Here is a 15746-nt window from a genome sequence, read left to right as displayed (position 1 = left end):
GTGGATCCGCGCCGGATGCGCTTCATTCGCGCGCATTTAGGCCGTAGGATGGGGCGATCCGACGCGCGAGGTGGACGATGCGGCTCATTTCGATCCTCGCGGCGGCGTTCCTCGCCGCCGCGCCTGCCCACGCCTTCGACCTGCAGGGCCATCGCGGCGCGCGCGGGCTCGCGCCGGAGAACACCATCGCGGCCGTGGACCAGGCGCTCGCCATCGGCGTCGACACGCTGGAGCTGGACCTCGTCGTCACCGCCGACGACGTGCTCGTCGTCCACCACGACCTCGCGCTCTCGCCGGACATCGCCCGGGGGCCGGACGGGAGCTGGGTGAGCGCGCCGATCGCGATGCGCGGCCTCACGCTCGAGGCGGTGAAGACCTACGACGTCGGCCGGCTGCGCCCGGGATCGGACTACGCGCGCCGCTTCGCCGACCAGATCACCCGCGACGGGGCGCGCATCCCGACGCTGGAGGAGGTCTTCGCCCGCGTCGAGGCGCTGGGCGCCGGGCACGTGCGCTACAATCTCGAGACGAAGATCCGCCCGGACCGCGCCGACCTGTCGCCGACGCCCGAGGCGTTCGCCGTGCTCCTCGCGGAGGTCGTGCGCGCGCACGGCCTCGCCGATCGGGTGAGCGTGCAGAGCTTCGACTGGCGCACGCTCGATGCGATGGCGCAGATCGCCCCCGAGATCGCGCGGGTCTGCCTCACGGCGCAGGAGCCGTTCGATACGGTGGAAGCCGGCCGGCCCGGCGCCTCGCCCTGGCTCGGCGGGCGCGACGCGGACGACGCCCAGGGCTCCGCGCCTCGCCTCGCGGCGGATGCCGGCTGCACCACCTGGTCGCCGCACCACGAGGACCTCGACCCCGCGCGCCTGGCGGAGGCGAAGGGGCTCGGCCTCCTCGTGATCCCCTGGACCGTCAACGAGATCGCCGCGATGCGCCGCCTCGTCGAGATGGGCGTCGACGGCATCATCACCGACTACCCCAACCGCCTGCGGGCGCTCCTCGTCGAGCGTGGTGACGCGGTCGCGCCGCAGGTGCGCCTGCCGACGCGCTGACGGGCGCGCCGACACGGTCCGTTCACGCGGCGGGCTTCATGCGCCCGTAGAACGTCTCGCCGGCATCGGCCATGCGCCGCAGCAGGGTAGGGACCGCGAAGCGGGCGCCGTGGGCCTCGGCCAGGCGATCCGCCTTCTCGACGAAGGCCTTCGCCCCCATGAAGTCGATGTAGGAGAGCGCGCCGCCCGTGAAGGGCGCGAAGCCGAAGCCGAGGATCGAGCCGACGTCCGCCTCGCGCGGGTCCACGATCACGCCCTCCTCCACCGTGCGGGCCGCTTCCAGCGCCTGGGCGACGAGGAGGCGGTCCTGCAGCTCGGCGAAGTCGATGGTCTCGCCCTCGCGCGTCGCCTTCGCCAGCCCGGAGAGCCCCGGCCAGAGCCGCTTCTTGCCGCCCTCCGGGTAGTCGTAGAAGCCTTGACGGTTCTTGCGACCGAGCCGGCCCTCGTCCTCGACCAGGGCGACGAGGAGCGCCTTCTGGTCGGGATCGATCGCGTCCGCGCCGAGCTGCGCCTCCGTGGCCTTGACGATCTTGAGCGCGAGATCGAGCGCCACCTCGTCGTTGAGGGAGAGCGGACCCACCGGCATGCCCGCCGCCTTGCCGGCGTTCTCGATCATCGCCGGCGGCACGCCCTCGACGAGCATCTTGTGCCCTTCGAGGATGTAGGCGCCCACGCAGCGATTGGCGAAGAAGCCGCGGGCGTCGTTGACGACGATGGGCGTCTTCTTGATGGCGCGCACGAAGTCGAGCGCCACCGCCAGCGCCTCGTCTCCGGTCCTCTCGCCCAGGATGATCTCGACGAGCATCATCTTCTCGACCGGGGAGAAGAAGTGGATGCCCACGAAGCGCTCGGGCCGCGCGGAGGCCTTGGCCAGCCCGGAGATCGGCAGCGTCGAGGTGTTCGAGCCGAAGATCGCGCGCTCGCCCACGGCGGCCTCGACCTTGGCGATCACCTCGGCCTTCACCTTCGGGTCCTCGAACACCGCCTCGATCACGAGATCGCAGCCCGCGAGCGTGGCGTAGTCGTCGGACGCGGCGATGCGCCCGAGCAGCGCGTCTCGGTCGGCGGTCTTGGCGCGGCCCTTCATGACCTGGTCGGTCATGAGCTTGTGCGAGTAGGCCTTGCCCTTCTCCGCCGCCTCCATGTCGCGATCGACGAGCACGACCTCGAAGCCGGCGTTCGCCGCGACGTAGGCGACGCCCGCGCCCATGAAGCCCGCGCCGACGACGCCGATCCTCTTCAGGCTCGTCTCGCCGACGGAGGCCGGGCGCCGGGCGCCCTTGTTGAGCTCGCCCATGGAGACGAAGAGCGTGCGGATCATCGCCGCCGCCTCCTTCGAGCGCAGGATCTGCGCGAAGTAGCGGGACTCCACCTTGAGCGCGAGGTCCATCGGCAGCTGCAGGCCCTCGTAGACGGACTGCAGGATGGCCTTGGCGGCGGGGTAGTTGTCGTTGGTCTCGCGGCGGTAGATGGCGTTCGCCGCGGGCCAGATCTGCATGCCGGCGGGGGAATAGACCTTGTTCGAGGGCAGCTTGAAGCCCTTCTGGTCCCACGGCGCCACCGCCGAGCCGCCGTCGCGGATCCAGGCCTTGGCCGTGTCGATCAGCTGGTCGTGCGGCACGACCTGGTGGACGAGGCCCATGTTGCGGGCCATGAGGCCCTTGATCTGCTGGCCCTTGAACAGCATCTGCAACGCGTCGCCCGTCTGCATCAGGCGCGCCACGCGCTGCGTGCCGCCGGCGCCCGGGAAGAGCCCGACCTTGATCTCGGGCAGCCCGACCTTGGTGCGGTCGTGATCGCACAGGATGCGCTGGTGGCAGGCGAGCGCGAGCTCGAAGGCGCCGCCGAGGCAGGTGCCGTGGACCGCCGCCGCGAATGGCTTGCCGCAGGTCTCGAGCCGCCGGTAGAGCAGGGTGAGCCGGCGCGATTCCTCGAAGAAGACGCGCATCGCCTCCTCCTCGCCCTTCTCCGCGGCGAGCTTCGCGTGCATGGCGCGAAGCCCCTGGAGCATGGTGAGGTCGGCGCCGCCGGAGAAGTCCTTCTTGCCCGACGCGATCACGCAGCCCTTGATCTCGGCGCTCTCGGCGACGTGCTCGACGACGCGGGCGAGCTCGTCCATGACGTCTGGCGTGATGACGTTCATCGAGCGCTCGGGCATGTCCCAGGTGAGCAGCGCGATGCCGTCGGCGTCGGTCTCGAAGCGGAAGTTGGTGAGGTCCATGGTCGTTTCTCCCGGCTCTCTCAGACGCGCTCGATGATGGCGGCGGTGCCCATGCCTGCGGCGACGCAGAGCGTCACGAGCGCCGTCTGCTTGCCCTGACGCTCGAGCTCGTCGAGCACGGTGCCGAGCACCATGGCGCCGGTGGCGCCCAGCGGATGGCCCATGGCGATGGCGCCGCCGTTGACGTTGACGACCGCCGGATCGAGATCGAAGGCCTGGATGTAGCGCAGCACCACCGACGAGAAGGCCTCGTTTATTTCGAAGAGATCGATGTCGTCCTTCGTCATGCCCGCCTTCTTCAGCACGAGCTCGGTGACGTCGACGGGGCCCGTCAGCATCAGCGCGAGGTCCGAGCCGATCGAGGCGAAGGCCTTGATGCGGGCGCGCGGCGTCAGGCTCGCCATCTCGCCGGCCTTCCGCGAGCCCACCAGCACCGCGGCCGCACCATCGACGATGCCGGACGAGTTGCCCGCGTGGTGGACGTGGCGCACCGCCTCGACGTCGGGATGGGCTGCGATCGCCACCGCGTCGAAACCCGCCATGTCGCCCATCTGCTCGAACGCCGCCTTGAGCCCGCCGAGCGACTGCATGTCGGTCGAAGGCCGCATGTGCTCGTCCTTCGCCAGGATGGTGAGGCCGTTGACGTCGCGCACCGGCACGACGGAGCGCGCGAAGCGCCCCTCGTCCCAGGCCTTGGCTGCGCGCTTCTGGCTCTCCACCGCGAAGGCGTCGACGTCGTCTCGCGAGAAGCCGTACTTTGTGGCGATCAGGTCCGCCGAGATGCCCTGTGGCAGGAAGTAGGTGTCGATGGCGAGCTTGGGGTCGACGGGCCAGGCGCCGCCGGAGGCGCCCATGCCGATGCGCGACATCGACTCGACGCCGCCGCCGATCGCCATCTCCTTCATGCCGCTCATCACCTGCGCGGCGGCGAGGTTCACCGCGTCGAGGCCCGAGGCGCAGAAGCGGTTGATCTGGACGCCCGGCACCTCCTTGCCGAAGCCGGCCTTGAGCGCGGCGGCGCGGGCGATGTCGCCGCCCGCCTCGCCGACGGGATCGACGCAGCCGAGCACGACGTCCTCGATCATCACGGGGAACAGCTGGTTGCGGTCGCGGATCGCCCGCAGCGTGGTGACGGCGAGATCGACCGCCGGCACCTCGTGCAGCGACCCGTCCGGCTTGCCGCGTCCGCGGGGCGTGCGGACGTGATCGTAGATGTAGGCCTCGGTCATCGGCTCGGGATCCTTCTCGCTTCCTCCACCATCGCCCGGAAGCACCGGGGGCGGACGGCGGATCGATTTTGCGTCTTGTCGTGCGCCGGAGCGTCCGGCTTGACGCTCGGAGTTAATGAGGTATAACTTTCTTCACTTCGAGCGAGTAAATGCAATGTCATCGGGATCGATCACCGCCCTCGCGGTTATGCCTGCCGCCGGCGGCGCGGGCGACCGGGCCGCCGACGACGCGTCACTCTCTGCGTACATGGCGTTGTCCCTCCGTATCACGGAGCGCAGCGAGGCGCAGACGCGCACGCTCGGCAGCCTGCTCGCGCTCAGCGCGAACGCCGAGGCCGCCCGCGAGGCCCTGCGCGGCGCCGCCGAGGACACCGGCGCCGCCGTCGACGAGCGCATGCACCGCGAGGCCACGTCGGCACCGATCGGCCTGCGCGCCGCGAAGCTCAGCCGCGGCGATCTCGACGAGAACGACGCGCTCGGCGCGCACGAGCCCGGCGCGCCGTTGGTCGAGACGGCCGAAGCGGCCGAGACGACCGACGCGAAGCCGGCGAATCCGGAGATGGGCCTCGAGGAGCTCATGCGCGTCAACCTCCATGCGGCCGAGGTGATCGATCGGCTCGGCGGCGGACCGGGGGAAGCCTGAGGCGCCCTCGGCCCACCGCCCGCCTCAGAACGCGTCCGCCGAAAGCGCCATCGTCGTGTCGGCGCCCGCCGAGATGCGCGCCACCTGGGCCGCGGTCTCGGGCATCAGGCGCTCCATGTAGAAGCGCCCGACGACGAGCTTCTCCGCCATGCCCGGTGCGCCCTCACGCGCGAGCGCCGCCTTGGCCATCAGGCCCCACATGTAGCCCATCGCCACGAGACCGAAGAGGTGCATGTAGTCGGTCGCGCCGGCGCCGGCGTTGTCGGGCTTGGCCATGGCGTTGTTCATGAACCACATGGTCGCCTGCTGGAGCCGGCCGAGGCCCTCCGCCAGCGGCCCGACATAGGGCTGCATGCGCGCGTCGCCCCCGTTCTCCTGGCAGAAGGCCTGGACCTCGCCGAAGAAGGCCATCACCGCGCGCCCGCCGTCCTTGCCGAGCTTGCGGCCGACGAGGTCCATGGCCTGGATGCCGTTGGCGCCCTCGTAGATCATGGTGATGCGCGCGTCGCGGACGAACTGGGACATGCCCCATTCCTCCACGTAGCCGTGGCCGCCGAACATCTGCTGGGCCTTCACCGCGTTGTCGAAGCCGAGATCGGTGAAGACGCCCTTCACGACCGGCGTCATCAGGCCGAGGAAGTCGAGGGCCTTCTGGCGCGCGGCTGCATCCGGCGAGCGGTGGGCGATGTCGCTCTCGAGCGCGGTGCGCAGGATGAGCGCGCGCGCGGCCTCGTTGATGGCGCGGATCGTCATCAGCGTGCGGCGCACGTCCGGGTGGACGATGATCGGGTCGGCCGGGCCGTCCGGGTTCTTCGGGCCGGTGAGCGACCGGCCCTGGAGCCGGTCCTTCGCGTAGGCGACGGCGTTCTGGTAGGCGACCTCGGAGACCGCGAGGCCCTGGACGCCGACCGCGAGGCGCGCCTCGTTCATCATCACGAACATCGCCGCCAGCCCGCGATTCTCCTCGCCCACGAGCCAGCCGGTGGCGCCGTCGTAGTTCATCACGCAGGTGGCGTTGCCGTGGATGCCCATCTTGTGCTCGAGCGAGCCGCAGGACACGCCGTTGCGCGCGCCCAGCGAGCCGTCGTCGTTCACGAGCACCTTGGGGACGACGAAGAGCGAGATGCCCTTCGTGCCCGCCGGCGCGCCCTCGATGCGGGCGAGGACCAGGTGGACGATGTTCTCGGTGAGGTCGTGCTCGCCCGCCGAGATGAAGATCTTGGTGCCGGTGATGGCGTAGCCGCCGTCGCCGTTGGGCACGGCCTTGGTCTTGATCAGGCCGAGATCGGTGCCGCAATGCGGCTCGGTCAGGTTCATCGTGCCCGACCAGGCGCCCTCGATCATCTTCGGCAGGTACTTGGCCTTCTGCTCGGGCGAGCCGTGCTCGATCAGCGCGGCGATGGCGCCCATCGTCAGGCCCGGATACATGGCGAGCGCGAGGTTCGCCGAGGAGGCGAACTCCTGCATCACCGTGTTGAGGGTCGTCGGCAGGCCCTGGCCGCCGAACTCCTCGGGCGCCGAGAGCCCGAGCCAGCCGCCCTGCACATAGGCCTCGTAGGCGGCCTTGAACGCCTTTGGCGCGGCGACGCTGCCGTCGGCGTTGCGCGTGCAGCCCTCCTGGTCGCCGGGGAGGTTGGTCGGCGCCCACGACGTCTCCGTCAGCTTCGCGCCCTCCTCGAGGATCGCGGCCACCGTGTCGGGCGTGGCGTCGGCGAAGCCCGGCAGATCGGCGTGGCGCGACAGCTGGAGGACGTCGTCGAGGATGAAGGACGTGTCCGCAACGGGTGCCTTGTAGACCGGCATGGGCTCTCTCCCTCGGGGTCGGGGCGAGCGCGCATCACGCGGGTGCGCGCCGTGGATAGTTCACATATAAACTATCTCGACGCCGATGGCTAGGGGGGCGTGCAGGACCTGGCGCGGCACCGATGCCGCTTGCCGTCGCTGGAGCTCGGCATGGGCGTCGAGCCTTCTGCCCGCCCCACACCCCCGACCCCTCTCCACGAGGGAGAGGGGAGAGCGGCGGCGGATGCCACGAATGGCGGAGATCGTCCTTCGTTCGCAGGTTCTTGCCAGCGAGCAGCGAAACGCGATCGGCAGCTCCCCTCCCCACGAGGGCGGGAAGGGCCTTCGTCAGACGAGCGACCTCGCAGCCCCTCATCCGCCCTCCGCCACCCGCCGCGCCTCCTCGTGGAAATCCGTCAGGGCGAAGGCGGCGTGCATCAGGCTTCGCGTGTAGTCGCTCGCCGGGCGCTCAAAGATCGCCCCCGTCTCGCCCTCCTCGACGACACGGCCGGCCTGCATCACCATGACGTAGTCCGACATGGCGCGCACCACGGCGAGGTCGTGGCTGATGAAGAGGTAGGCCATGCCGTAGCGGGCCTGGATGTCGCGCAGGAGCGCGACGATCTGCTTCTGCACCGAGCGGTCGAGCGCCGAGGTGGGCTCGTCGAGCACGACCACGTGGGGCTTGAGGATCACCGCGCGGGCGATGGCGATGCGCTGGCGCTGGCCGCCGGAGAACTCGTGCGGATAGCGGTTGCGCATCGAGGGATCGAGGCCGACCTCGCGCAGCGCCTCGGCGGCGCGTCGCTCGCGGTCCTTCGCCGAGAGGCCGGGCTCGTGCACGAGCAGGCCCTCGGTGACGATCTGGCCGATCGTCATGCGTGGCGAGAGCGAGCCGAACGGGTCCTGGAAGACGAGCTGCAATTCCTTGCGCAGCGGGCGCATGTCGTGCTTCGTCGCGTCCGAGATGTCGCGCCCCATGAAGACGACGCGGCCCTCGCAGGGCAGGAGCTTGAGCAGCGCGCGCCCGAGCGTCGACTTGCCGGAACCCGATTCGCCGACGATCCCGATCGTCTGGCCCTTGCGCAGCCGCAGCGTCACGTCGTCGACCGCCTTGAGCACGACGGGCGGCCCCTTCAGGAACCCGCCGCCGATGTCGAAGGACACGCGGACGCGCTCCCCCGAGAGCGCCATCGGCGCGTCGGCGGGCGGCGGCGCCTTCTCGCCGGTGGGCTCCGCGTCGATCAGCATGCGGGTGTAGGGGTGGCTCGGCGCCTCGAACACGGTGCGCGTGTCCCCGCTCTCCACCACCTCGCCGCGCCGCATCACGTAGACGCGGCTCGCGAAGCGGCGCACGATTCCGAGATCGTGGGTGATGAACACGATCGCCATGCCGCGCTCGCGCTGGAGATCGGCCAAGAGCGTCAGGATCTGCGCCTGCACGGTCACGTCCAGCGCCGTCGTCGGCTCGTCGGCGATGAGCAGGTCCGGGTCGTTGGAGAGCGCCATGGCGATCATGACGCGCTGGCGCTGCCCGCCGGAGAGCTCGTGGGGGTAGGCGTCGATGCGCCGCTCGGGGTCCGGGATGCCGACGCGCGCGAGGAGCGCGATCGCCTTCTCGCGTGCGGCGCGGCGCGAGAGGCCGCGATGGTGCATCATCGGCTCGGCGAGCTGGCGCCCGATCCGGTAGAGCGGGTCGAGCGAGGTCATCGGCTCCTGGAAGATCATGGTGATCTTGGCGCCGCGGATGCGGTTGAGGTCGCGTTCGCGCATGCCCACGAGCTCGCGGCCGCGATAGACGGCGTTGCCGCGCGCCCGCCCGTTCGACGCCAGCAGCCCCATCGCCGCCATCATCGACTGGCTCTTGCCGGAGCCGGACTCGCCCACGATGGCGACGGTCTCGCCGCGCCGGACGTCGAGGTCGATGCCGCGCACGGCCTCGATCGTTCCGTCGTTCGTCTCGAAGGAGACCTCGAGGCCGCGCACGGTGAGCACGGGATCGTCGGTCATCGCGTTCATCAGCGGTCCCTCGGGTCGAGCGCGTCGCGCAGGCCGTCGCCCAGGAAGTTGAGGGCGAACAGGATGACGATGAGGGTGATTGCCGGGAAGATCAGCATCCAGGTCGCGCCCTGCATGTTGGCCGCGCCCTCCGAGATCAGCACGCCCAGCGAGGTCAGCGGTTCCTGCACGCCGAGGCCGAGGAAAGAGAGGAAGCTCTCGAGCAGGATCACCTTGGGCACGAGGAGCGTGAGGTAGACGACGACGGGCCCGAGCGTGTTGGGCACGATGTGCCGGCGCACGATGCCGCCGGGCTTCACGCCGAGCGCCTCCGCCGCCTGCACGAATTCCTGGCGCTTCAAGGAGATCGTCTGGCCGCGCACGATGCGCGCCATGTCGAGCCACTCGATGGCGCCCACGGCGAGGAACATCAGCACGAAGTTGCCGCCGAAGAACACGACGAGCAGGATCACGAAGAAGATGAACGGAAGGGAGTAGAGGATGTCGACGAAGCGCATCATCACCCCGTCGATCCGCCCGCCGAGGAAGCCCGCGACGGCGCCGTAGGCGACGCCGATGACGAGCGCCGTGAGCGACGCCAGGAGCCCGATCGCCAGCGAGATCCGCACCCCGATCATGGTACGCGCGAACAGGTCGCGGCCGATCGCGTCCGTGCCGAAGAAGAAATACGTGCGCTTGACGTCCGCCACCATCACCGCGCGGGTCTCGTCGGCGGAGACGTCCTCGATGCGGGCGTTGGTGAAGAGGTCCGAGCGCTCGACGAAGCGCACGAAGCGCGGATCGATGCCGCGATCGGTGACGATGGGGGCGGAGATCGTGCCGCCGTCGAGCGTGATCTCACCGACCTCGACGCGGGCGCGGGCGAGCACGCTCTCGAATTCCGGCACGATGCTGTCCGCCCGCGGATAGGCCTCGAGGCTCGCGGGAACGCGGACGTATTGCGGGAAGACCTCGTTGTAGCGGTTGGGCGCGAGCGACGGCCCGAAGATCGCGACGAGCGCGAAGAAGGCGAGCACGAGCCCGCTCGCCACGGCGGCCTTGTTGCGGCGCAGCCGCAGCCAGGCGTCCTGCCACAGCGAGCGCGAGGGGCCGGCCTCGGCGAGCGACCGGGCGAGGTCGTCCGGCTCCGCGGCGGGGTCGAGGCGCATCTGCACGGCGGGCCTCCCTCAGCTCTCGTATCGCACGCGCGGGTCGAGCAGCGCGTAGGCGATGTCGACGAGCAGGTTGAAGATCACGACGAAGATCGCGATCACGACCACGGTGCCCATCACGAGCGTGTAGTCGCGCGCGAGCGCGCCCTGGACGAAATAGCGGCCGATGCCGGGTATGCCGAAGATCGTCTCGACGACGACGGAGCCGGTCAGAAGCGCCGCCGCCGCCGGGCCGAGATAGGAGACGACCGGCAGGATCGCCGCGCGCAGCGTGTGGGTGATCACGACGACGCGGGTCGGCAGGCCGTAGGCGCGCGCGGTGCGCACGTGGTTGGAGCGCAGCGCCTCGATCGTCGCCCCGCGGGTGAGGCGGGCGATGATGGCGATCTGGGGGAGCGCGAGGGTCACGACCGGCAGCACCATGTGCGCCGGCGTGCCCCATCCGCCCGCCGGCAGCCAACCCATCCACACGCCGAAGAGGAGCGAGAGGATCGGCGCGACGACGAAGTTCGGGATGGTGATGCCGAAGGTGGCGATGCCGACGACGGCGTAGTCCGCGCCCTTGTTCTGGCGCAACGCCGCGAGCACGCCCAGCGAGGCGCCGACCACGAGGGCGAGGGAGAGAGCCAGCGCGCCGAGCGTCACCGAGACCGGCAGCCCCACCGCGAAGAGATCGGCCACGGAGAAGTCGCGGCGCGTGAAGCTCGGGCCGAAGTCGCCCTGCAGCAGGTTGCCGAGATAGAGCAGGTACTGGCGCCAGAGCGGCTCGTCGAGATGGAAGGCGGCGTTCAGGTTCTGCATGATCAAGGGATCGAGCGGCCGCTCGAGGTCGAAGGGGCCGCCGGGCGCCGCCCGGATCATGAAGAAGGCGATCGTCACGACGATGAAGATCGTCGGGATCGCGCCGGCGAGGCGCCGGAGGACGAAGCCGAGCATGGGCCGTCGTGTCCTGTTCACGCGGTGGTGCCGTGCGTGGGCCGTCCCGCGCACGGGATCACGGCCGGGGCCGTGCCGCGCGCGGGGGCGAGAGCCGTGCTCAGTTCGACAGCGACAGGAAGCGCGTGCCGTGCACGTTCATGATGTTGTCTTCCCAGCCCTCGAGGTCGGGGGAGACGAGCGCCTTGGAGGTGTAGAACAGGATCGGGATCGCCGGCACCTGCGACAGGAACAGCCGCTCGGCCTCCGCCAGGATTTCGGCCCGGGCCTCGATGTCCGTCTCGGTCTCGGCCTGCTGCATCAGGCGATCGTACTCCTCGTTCGACCAGCGCGGATAGTTGAAGCCGAGGTTGTCCGACTCGTAGAGGAAGAGGAAGTTCTGCGGATCGTTGTAGTCCCCGATCCAGCCGGCGCGGGCCATGTCGAAGTCGCCGTCCTCCTTGAGGTAGTTGAAGTAGGTCGCGCCCTCCATCTCGGTCAGCGTCGATTCGATGCCGATGTTGCGCAGCATCTCGCCCACCGCCGTCATGGTGTTCTTGTTGTTCTCCGAGGTGTTGTAGCGCAGCTCCACCGTCAGCTCGCCCGGCGCGACGCCCGCCTCCTCGAGCAGCGCGATGGCGCGGTCCTCGCGGTCGAGAATGTCGACGTCGGCGTACTCGAGCTGCGGCGCCTCCGCGACGTAGTTGTTCGTGCCCGGGGGCACGAGCGAGTAGGCCGGCACCATCGTGCCCTGCCAGACCTCCTCGGCGAGGAAGTCGCGGTCGATCGCCATCGACATCGCCTCGCGCACGCGCGGATCGGCGAACTTCTCCTTCGTCACCTTGATCGGCAGGTAGTAGGTGCCGAGGTACGGCGCGACACGGACCTGGTCGCCGAGGCGCTCGCGCAGGTCGGCGATCTGCTCGGAGGGCAGGTCGGAGCAGGACTGCACCTCGCCCGCCTCGAAGCGGCGCACGCAGGTGGCGCGCTCCTCGAAGGGGATGTAGTTCACGACGTCGATCGAGACGTTCTCGGCGTCGTGGAAGTTCGGGTTCTTGCGCATCACGATCCGATCGTTCGGCGTGAAGCTCTCGAGCATGTAGGCGCCGTTCGAGACGAGATTGCCCGGGCGCGTGAAGGCGTCGCCGTGCTCCTCGACGGAGGCCTGGTGCAGCGGCAGGCCGGTCTGGTGCGTGAGGAGCTCGATGAAGAAGGGCGTCGCGTTCTCGAGCGTGATCTCGAGCGTGCGCTCGTCGATCGCGCGGGCGCCGAGCTCCTCCTTGGGCATCTCGCCGGCGTTGATCGCGGCCGCGTTCTTGATCGGGTGCAGGATGTTGGCGTAGCCCGCGGCCGTCGCCGGGTCCTGGATGCGGCGGAAGGCGAAGACGAAGTCGCTCGCCGTGACCGGGTCGCCGTTCGACCAGCGGGCGTCCTCGCGAAGCGTGAACGTGTAGACGGTGCCGTCCTCGGACACCTCCCAGCTCTCCGCGACGCCCGGGATCACCTCGGCCTCGGTGTTGTAGACGACGAGCCCCTCGTAGAGGTCGCGCAGCAGGTGCGCCTCGGCGACCGTGGAGGTCTTGTGCTGGTCGAGCGACGACGGGTCGGTGTCGTTGCCGCGGTTGTAGACGACCTCCTGGGCGAAGGCGGGCGCGCCCGTCGCGCCGAGCGCCGTCGCCAGCGCGATCGAGAAGGCGCTCGCCTTGAGCATGGTCTTGATCATGAGCGGATTGTCTCCCTGCTGCCGTGGACCGGCAGGTCGCTCCGTCTCCCGCGACGGATTAGATGTAAACTATCCGTTGGGCAGCCGGCTCGCAAGCGCGGCGGCAACGGGGGATCGACCAGCGCGATCGAGGATCCGAAGATCCGCATCGCGTGCCCGGAGCCCCGCACCCTCCCGGCGCTGCACCCTCGCGAAAGGCCGTGCCGGACGCGGCGCCCGGTATGCTGGCGCATGCGAGGAGCCCGAAGGGCGCGGCGGAGGCTCGAAACCGGCGGGATCGGCATTCGTGTTGCCGACGCTGCGGGGGATCTACTTTCGCGCGCATTGCGCCGCTCGGGCGAACATTCCACATTCCCGAAGCGTTCGAAGCGGTTTCCAGCGACAGAGTGATGGACGTCGATGACGCACGTTGGCAGCCACGACGGGATCCTCGTCTTCCTGTCCGTCCTGATCGCGATCCTCGCGTCCTACACGGCTCTCGACCTAGCGAGCCGCGTCGCCGTCGCGAGCGGTATGGCGCGCGTGGCCTGGCTCGGGACGGCCGCCTTCGCCCTCGGCGGCGGCATCTGGTCGATGCACTTCGTCGGCATGCTGGCGTTTCGGATCCCGGGGATCGCGATCGGCTACGACGTTCCCCTGACGATCGTGTCCCTGGTGCTTCCCGTCGCCGTCACGGCGCTGGGGTTCGCCGTCGTCGACGCCTGGGGGAGACATCCCGGCGTCCTGCCCGTGAGCGGTCTCGTCATGGGGCTCGGCATCGTCGGGATGCACTACGCCGGGATGGCCGCACTGCGCCTTTCCGCCGAGGTGAGCCACGACCCGATCTGGGTCGTCACGGCAGCCGCCATCGCGATCGGAGCCGGCGCCGTATCCCTGTCGCTCGCATTCCGGGGCCCCCGCGTGCTCGCACGAGCCTCGGGGGCGATCGCCATGGGGATCGCGATCGCCGGCATGCATTACGTTGCGATGCACGGAACGACCTTCGTGCCGCTCGACGCGGTCGAGGGCCGAGCCGGCGGCGGCTTGGGCCGGACGCATCTCGCCCTGTGGGTGACCGGGGCGACGATGGCGATCCTGGCGTCGGGGCTCGCGGCAGCGGCGCTCGACCGTCACCTCGCCCTGGTCGCCGCACGCGAGGCGGACGTGCTGCGCGAGAGCGAGGAGCGCTTCCGGCTGATGGTCCACAGCGTCACGGACTATGCGATCTTCATGCTCGACCGCGAGGGCCGCGTCGCCAACTGGAACACCGGCGCCAGGCGGATCAAGGGCTACGAGGCCCACGAGATCGTCGGGCAGCACTTCTCGCGCTTCTACACCGACGAGGACCGCGCGGCCGGCGTACCCGAAGCGGCGCTCGCCGCGGCGGAGCGCGACGGGAGGTTCGAGGCCGAAGGGGCGCGTGTCCGGAAGGACGGCTCGCGCTTTCTCGCGAGCGTGGTCATCGAGCCGATGCGCAACGACGCCGGCGCGATCGTCGGTTTCGCCAAGGTGACCCGCGACATAAGCGAGCGGCGACGGGCCCAGGACGCGCTCGATCAGGCGCGGGAAGCGCTGGCGCAGGCACAGAAGATGGAGGCGCTCGGCCAGCTCACAGGCGGCGTGGCGCACGATTTCAACAACCTGCTGATGGCCATCCTCAGCAGCCTCGAGCTTCTCCGGAAGCGCGTTCCCGCCGACCCGCGTACGGCGCGGCTCATCGACAACGCCATCGCCGGTGCCCAGCGCGGCGCGACCCTGACCCGACGCATGCTGGCCTTCGCGAGGCGTCAGGAGCTGCGGCCGTCGGCCGTGGACGTCCCGAGCCTCGTGCACGGGATATCGGACCTCCTGCAGCGCTCGATCGGTCCGGGCGTGCGCATCGAGACCAGCTTTCCGCCCGGTCTGCCGCCCGCCCTCGTGGACGGGCACCAGCTCGAGCTGGCGCTGCTCAACCTCTGCGTCAACGCTCGCGACGCCATGCCGGACGGCGGCACGATCACGGTCTCGGCCGCCTCGTCGCGCCACGGGACGGGAGAGGAGACCGTCTGCCTCGCCGTGGCGGACACGGGGCTCGGAATGGACGAGGCCACCGTCGCGCGCGCCACGGAGCCGTTCTTCACGACGAAGGGCGTGGGTAAGGGAACCGGCCTGGGCCTGCCCATGGTGCAGGGCCTGGCGGCGCAGTCCGGTGGGCGTTTCGTCCTGCGCAGCCGCCCCGGTGCAGGCACGACGGCCGAGATCTGGCTGCCGGTCGCCAACCCGGCCGTGGAGCGCCCGATGGAGCCGGGATGCGCGCGGGACGCGATCAACGACGAGAGCCCGGCCTCGCTGCACGTCCTCTTGGTCGACGACGATCCGCTCGTCCTGGAGAGCGCCGTCGCCATGCTGGAGGACGGCTGTCATGTTCCCGTCGCGGCGGCGTCCGGCACGGAAGCGCTACGGGTCCTCGAGGCAACGGCCGGGATCGACGTCGTGGTCACCGACCACGCCATGCCCGACATGACGGGTCTCGACTTGGCGCGCCGCATCGCCGTTATGCGCCCCGGCATGCCCGTCATTCTCGCGACGGGCTACGCCGACCTCGCCGAAGGCATCGAGCCGGACCTCGTGCGCATGGGCAAGCCGTTCGCGCAAGCGGACCTCCTCTCCGCGATCCGCGCCGCGTCGCCGCCCCCGTCGACGCCCCCGTCGCCGACCCCGCCCGTGCTCGCCTCACCGCCGCGATCGGCGGCGGCGAGAACGCTCTGACGGTGCTCGTCGCCGAGGGCGGCGCGAACGCGAGGTCGATGCCGCCGGCGTGTGACGTCCCAGCAGGGCACCGGCGCCGGGTGCCTCGGCCGTCAAAGCACCTCCGATCCCGTCGTCCCGCCCGCGCCCTCGCGGCGGCGCAGGCGGCGCTCGCCGGGTGTCCCGGAATCGGTGCCGGCGTCCGCTTCGGGGGTGGGCTCGGCGGCGGCGCCGCCCGTGTCGCCGCGCGGCCGCGCCTGCGGCTCCGGCTCGCGGTCCGGCCGCGGGACGTTCACCACCGG

General features: G+C 70.3%; 11 protein-coding genes. 3 read left to right on the top strand and 8 right to left on the bottom strand.

Features of this window, described 5'->3' with window-relative positions; translation table 11 throughout:
• Positions 1-77: 77 nt before the first annotated feature.
• Complete coding sequence (locus ACTZWW_RS06540; RefSeq protein WP_444780134.1) at positions 78-1055, top strand: glycerophosphodiester phosphodiesterase; 978 nt, start codon at positions 78-80, stop codon at positions 1053-1055.
• Positions 1056-1077: 22 nt separating this feature from the next.
• Here the strand turns inward: ACTZWW_RS06540 and ACTZWW_RS06535 are convergent, their stop codons facing one another.
• Positions 1078-3276 (bottom strand): 3-hydroxyacyl-CoA dehydrogenase NAD-binding domain-containing protein, encoded by a 2199-nt coding sequence (locus ACTZWW_RS06535; RefSeq protein WP_444780133.1) that lies wholly within the window; start codon positions 3274-3276, stop codon positions 1078-1080.
• Positions 3277-3296: 20 nt separating this feature from the next.
• Entirely contained in the window at positions 3297-4505 is a 1209-nt protein-coding gene (locus ACTZWW_RS06530) for an acetyl-CoA C-acetyltransferase (protein WP_444780132.1), read from the bottom strand.
• 253 nt (positions 4506-4758) lie between these two features.
• On the opposite strand from ACTZWW_RS06530, the gene ACTZWW_RS06525 reads away from it, so the two are divergent.
• On the top strand, positions 4759-5148 hold the full coding sequence (locus ACTZWW_RS06525; RefSeq protein WP_444780131.1) for a hypothetical protein: 390 nt from the start codon (positions 4759-4761) through the stop codon (positions 5146-5148).
• Positions 5149-5172: 24 nt separating this feature from the next.
• Here ACTZWW_RS06525 and ACTZWW_RS06520 read toward each other — a convergent pair whose 3' ends face one another.
• The 5 genes from ACTZWW_RS06520 to ACTZWW_RS06500 form a co-directional block, all read right to left on the bottom strand.
• The gene (locus tag ACTZWW_RS06520; RefSeq protein WP_444780130.1) at positions 5173-6951 is read right to left on the bottom strand and encodes an acyl-CoA dehydrogenase C-terminal domain-containing protein; all 1779 of its coding nucleotides are present in this window, start codon (positions 6949-6951) and stop codon (positions 5173-5175) included.
• 351 nt (positions 6952-7302) lie between these two features.
• Positions 7303-8940, bottom strand: coding sequence for an ABC transporter ATP-binding protein (locus tag ACTZWW_RS06515; RefSeq protein ID WP_444780198.1), 1638 nt, complete (start codon positions 8938-8940; stop codon positions 7303-7305).
• 8 nt (positions 8941-8948) lie between these two features.
• Positions 8949-10097, bottom strand: coding sequence for an ABC transporter permease (locus ACTZWW_RS06510; protein WP_444780197.1), 1149 nt, complete (start codon positions 10095-10097; stop codon positions 8949-8951).
• An 18-nt stretch (positions 10098-10115) separates the two neighbouring features.
• A complete protein-coding gene (locus tag ACTZWW_RS06505; RefSeq protein WP_444780129.1) occupies positions 10116-11036 on the bottom strand; it encodes an ABC transporter permease subunit in 921 nt (306 codons plus the stop codon).
• A gap of 100 nt (positions 11037-11136) precedes the next feature.
• The gene (locus ACTZWW_RS06500) at positions 11137-12726 is read right to left on the bottom strand and encodes a peptide ABC transporter substrate-binding protein (RefSeq protein WP_444780196.1); all 1590 of its coding nucleotides are present in this window, start codon (positions 12724-12726) and stop codon (positions 11137-11139) included.
• Positions 12727-13137: 411 nt separating this feature from the next.
• On the opposite strand from ACTZWW_RS06500, the gene ACTZWW_RS06495 reads away from it, so the two are divergent.
• Positions 13138-15465 (top strand): MHYT domain-containing protein, encoded by a 2328-nt coding sequence (locus tag ACTZWW_RS06495; RefSeq protein WP_444780128.1) that lies wholly within the window; start codon positions 13138-13140, stop codon positions 15463-15465.
• 92 nt (positions 15466-15557) lie between these two features.
• On the opposite strand, the gene ACTZWW_RS06490 is transcribed toward ACTZWW_RS06495, so the two are convergent.
• Positions 15558-15746: hypothetical protein (locus ACTZWW_RS06490; protein WP_444780127.1), on the bottom strand; the 189-nt coding region annotated here is incomplete at its 5' end.

This window comes from Salinarimonas sp. NSM, from assembly GCF_052380005.1.
In the GTDB taxonomy this organism is placed as follows: Bacteria; Pseudomonadota; Alphaproteobacteria; order Rhizobiales; family Beijerinckiaceae; genus Salinarimonas.
This window is presented reverse-complemented; position numbering and strand designations above follow the sequence as displayed.

What these genes read in the sequence shown, in the direction of transcription:
- ACTZWW_RS06520 (WP_444780130.1), bottom strand. Translation starts at nt 6,951, where the DNA reads ATGCCGGTCTACAAGGCACCCGTTGCGGACACGTCCTTCATCCTCGAC.
- ACTZWW_RS06510 (WP_444780197.1), bottom strand. Translation starts at nt 10,097, where the DNA reads ATGCGCCTCGACCCCGCCGCGGAGCCGGACGACCTCGCCCGGTCGCTC.
- ACTZWW_RS06505 (WP_444780129.1), bottom strand. Translation starts at nt 11,036, where the DNA reads ATGCTCGGCTTCGTCCTCCGGCGCCTCGCCGGCGCGATCCCGACGATC.
- ACTZWW_RS06530 (WP_444780132.1), bottom strand. Translation starts at nt 4,505, where the DNA reads ATGACCGAGGCCTACATCTACGATCACGTCCGCACGCCCCGCGGACGC.
- ACTZWW_RS06535 (WP_444780133.1), bottom strand. Translation starts at nt 3,276, where the DNA reads ATGGACCTCACCAACTTCCGCTTCGAGACCGACGCCGACGGCATCGCG.
- ACTZWW_RS06500 (WP_444780196.1), bottom strand. Translation starts at nt 12,726, where the DNA reads ATGCTCAAGGCGAGCGCCTTCTCGATCGCGCTGGCGACGGCGCTCGGC.
- ACTZWW_RS06540 (WP_444780134.1), top strand. Translation starts at nt 78, where the DNA reads ATGCGGCTCATTTCGATCCTCGCGGCGGCGTTCCTCGCCGCCGCGCCT.
- ACTZWW_RS06495 (WP_444780128.1), top strand. Translation starts at nt 13,138, where the DNA reads ATGACGCACGTTGGCAGCCACGACGGGATCCTCGTCTTCCTGTCCGTC.
- ACTZWW_RS06515 (WP_444780198.1), bottom strand. Translation starts at nt 8,940, where the DNA reads ATGACCGACGATCCCGTGCTCACCGTGCGCGGCCTCGAGGTCTCCTTC.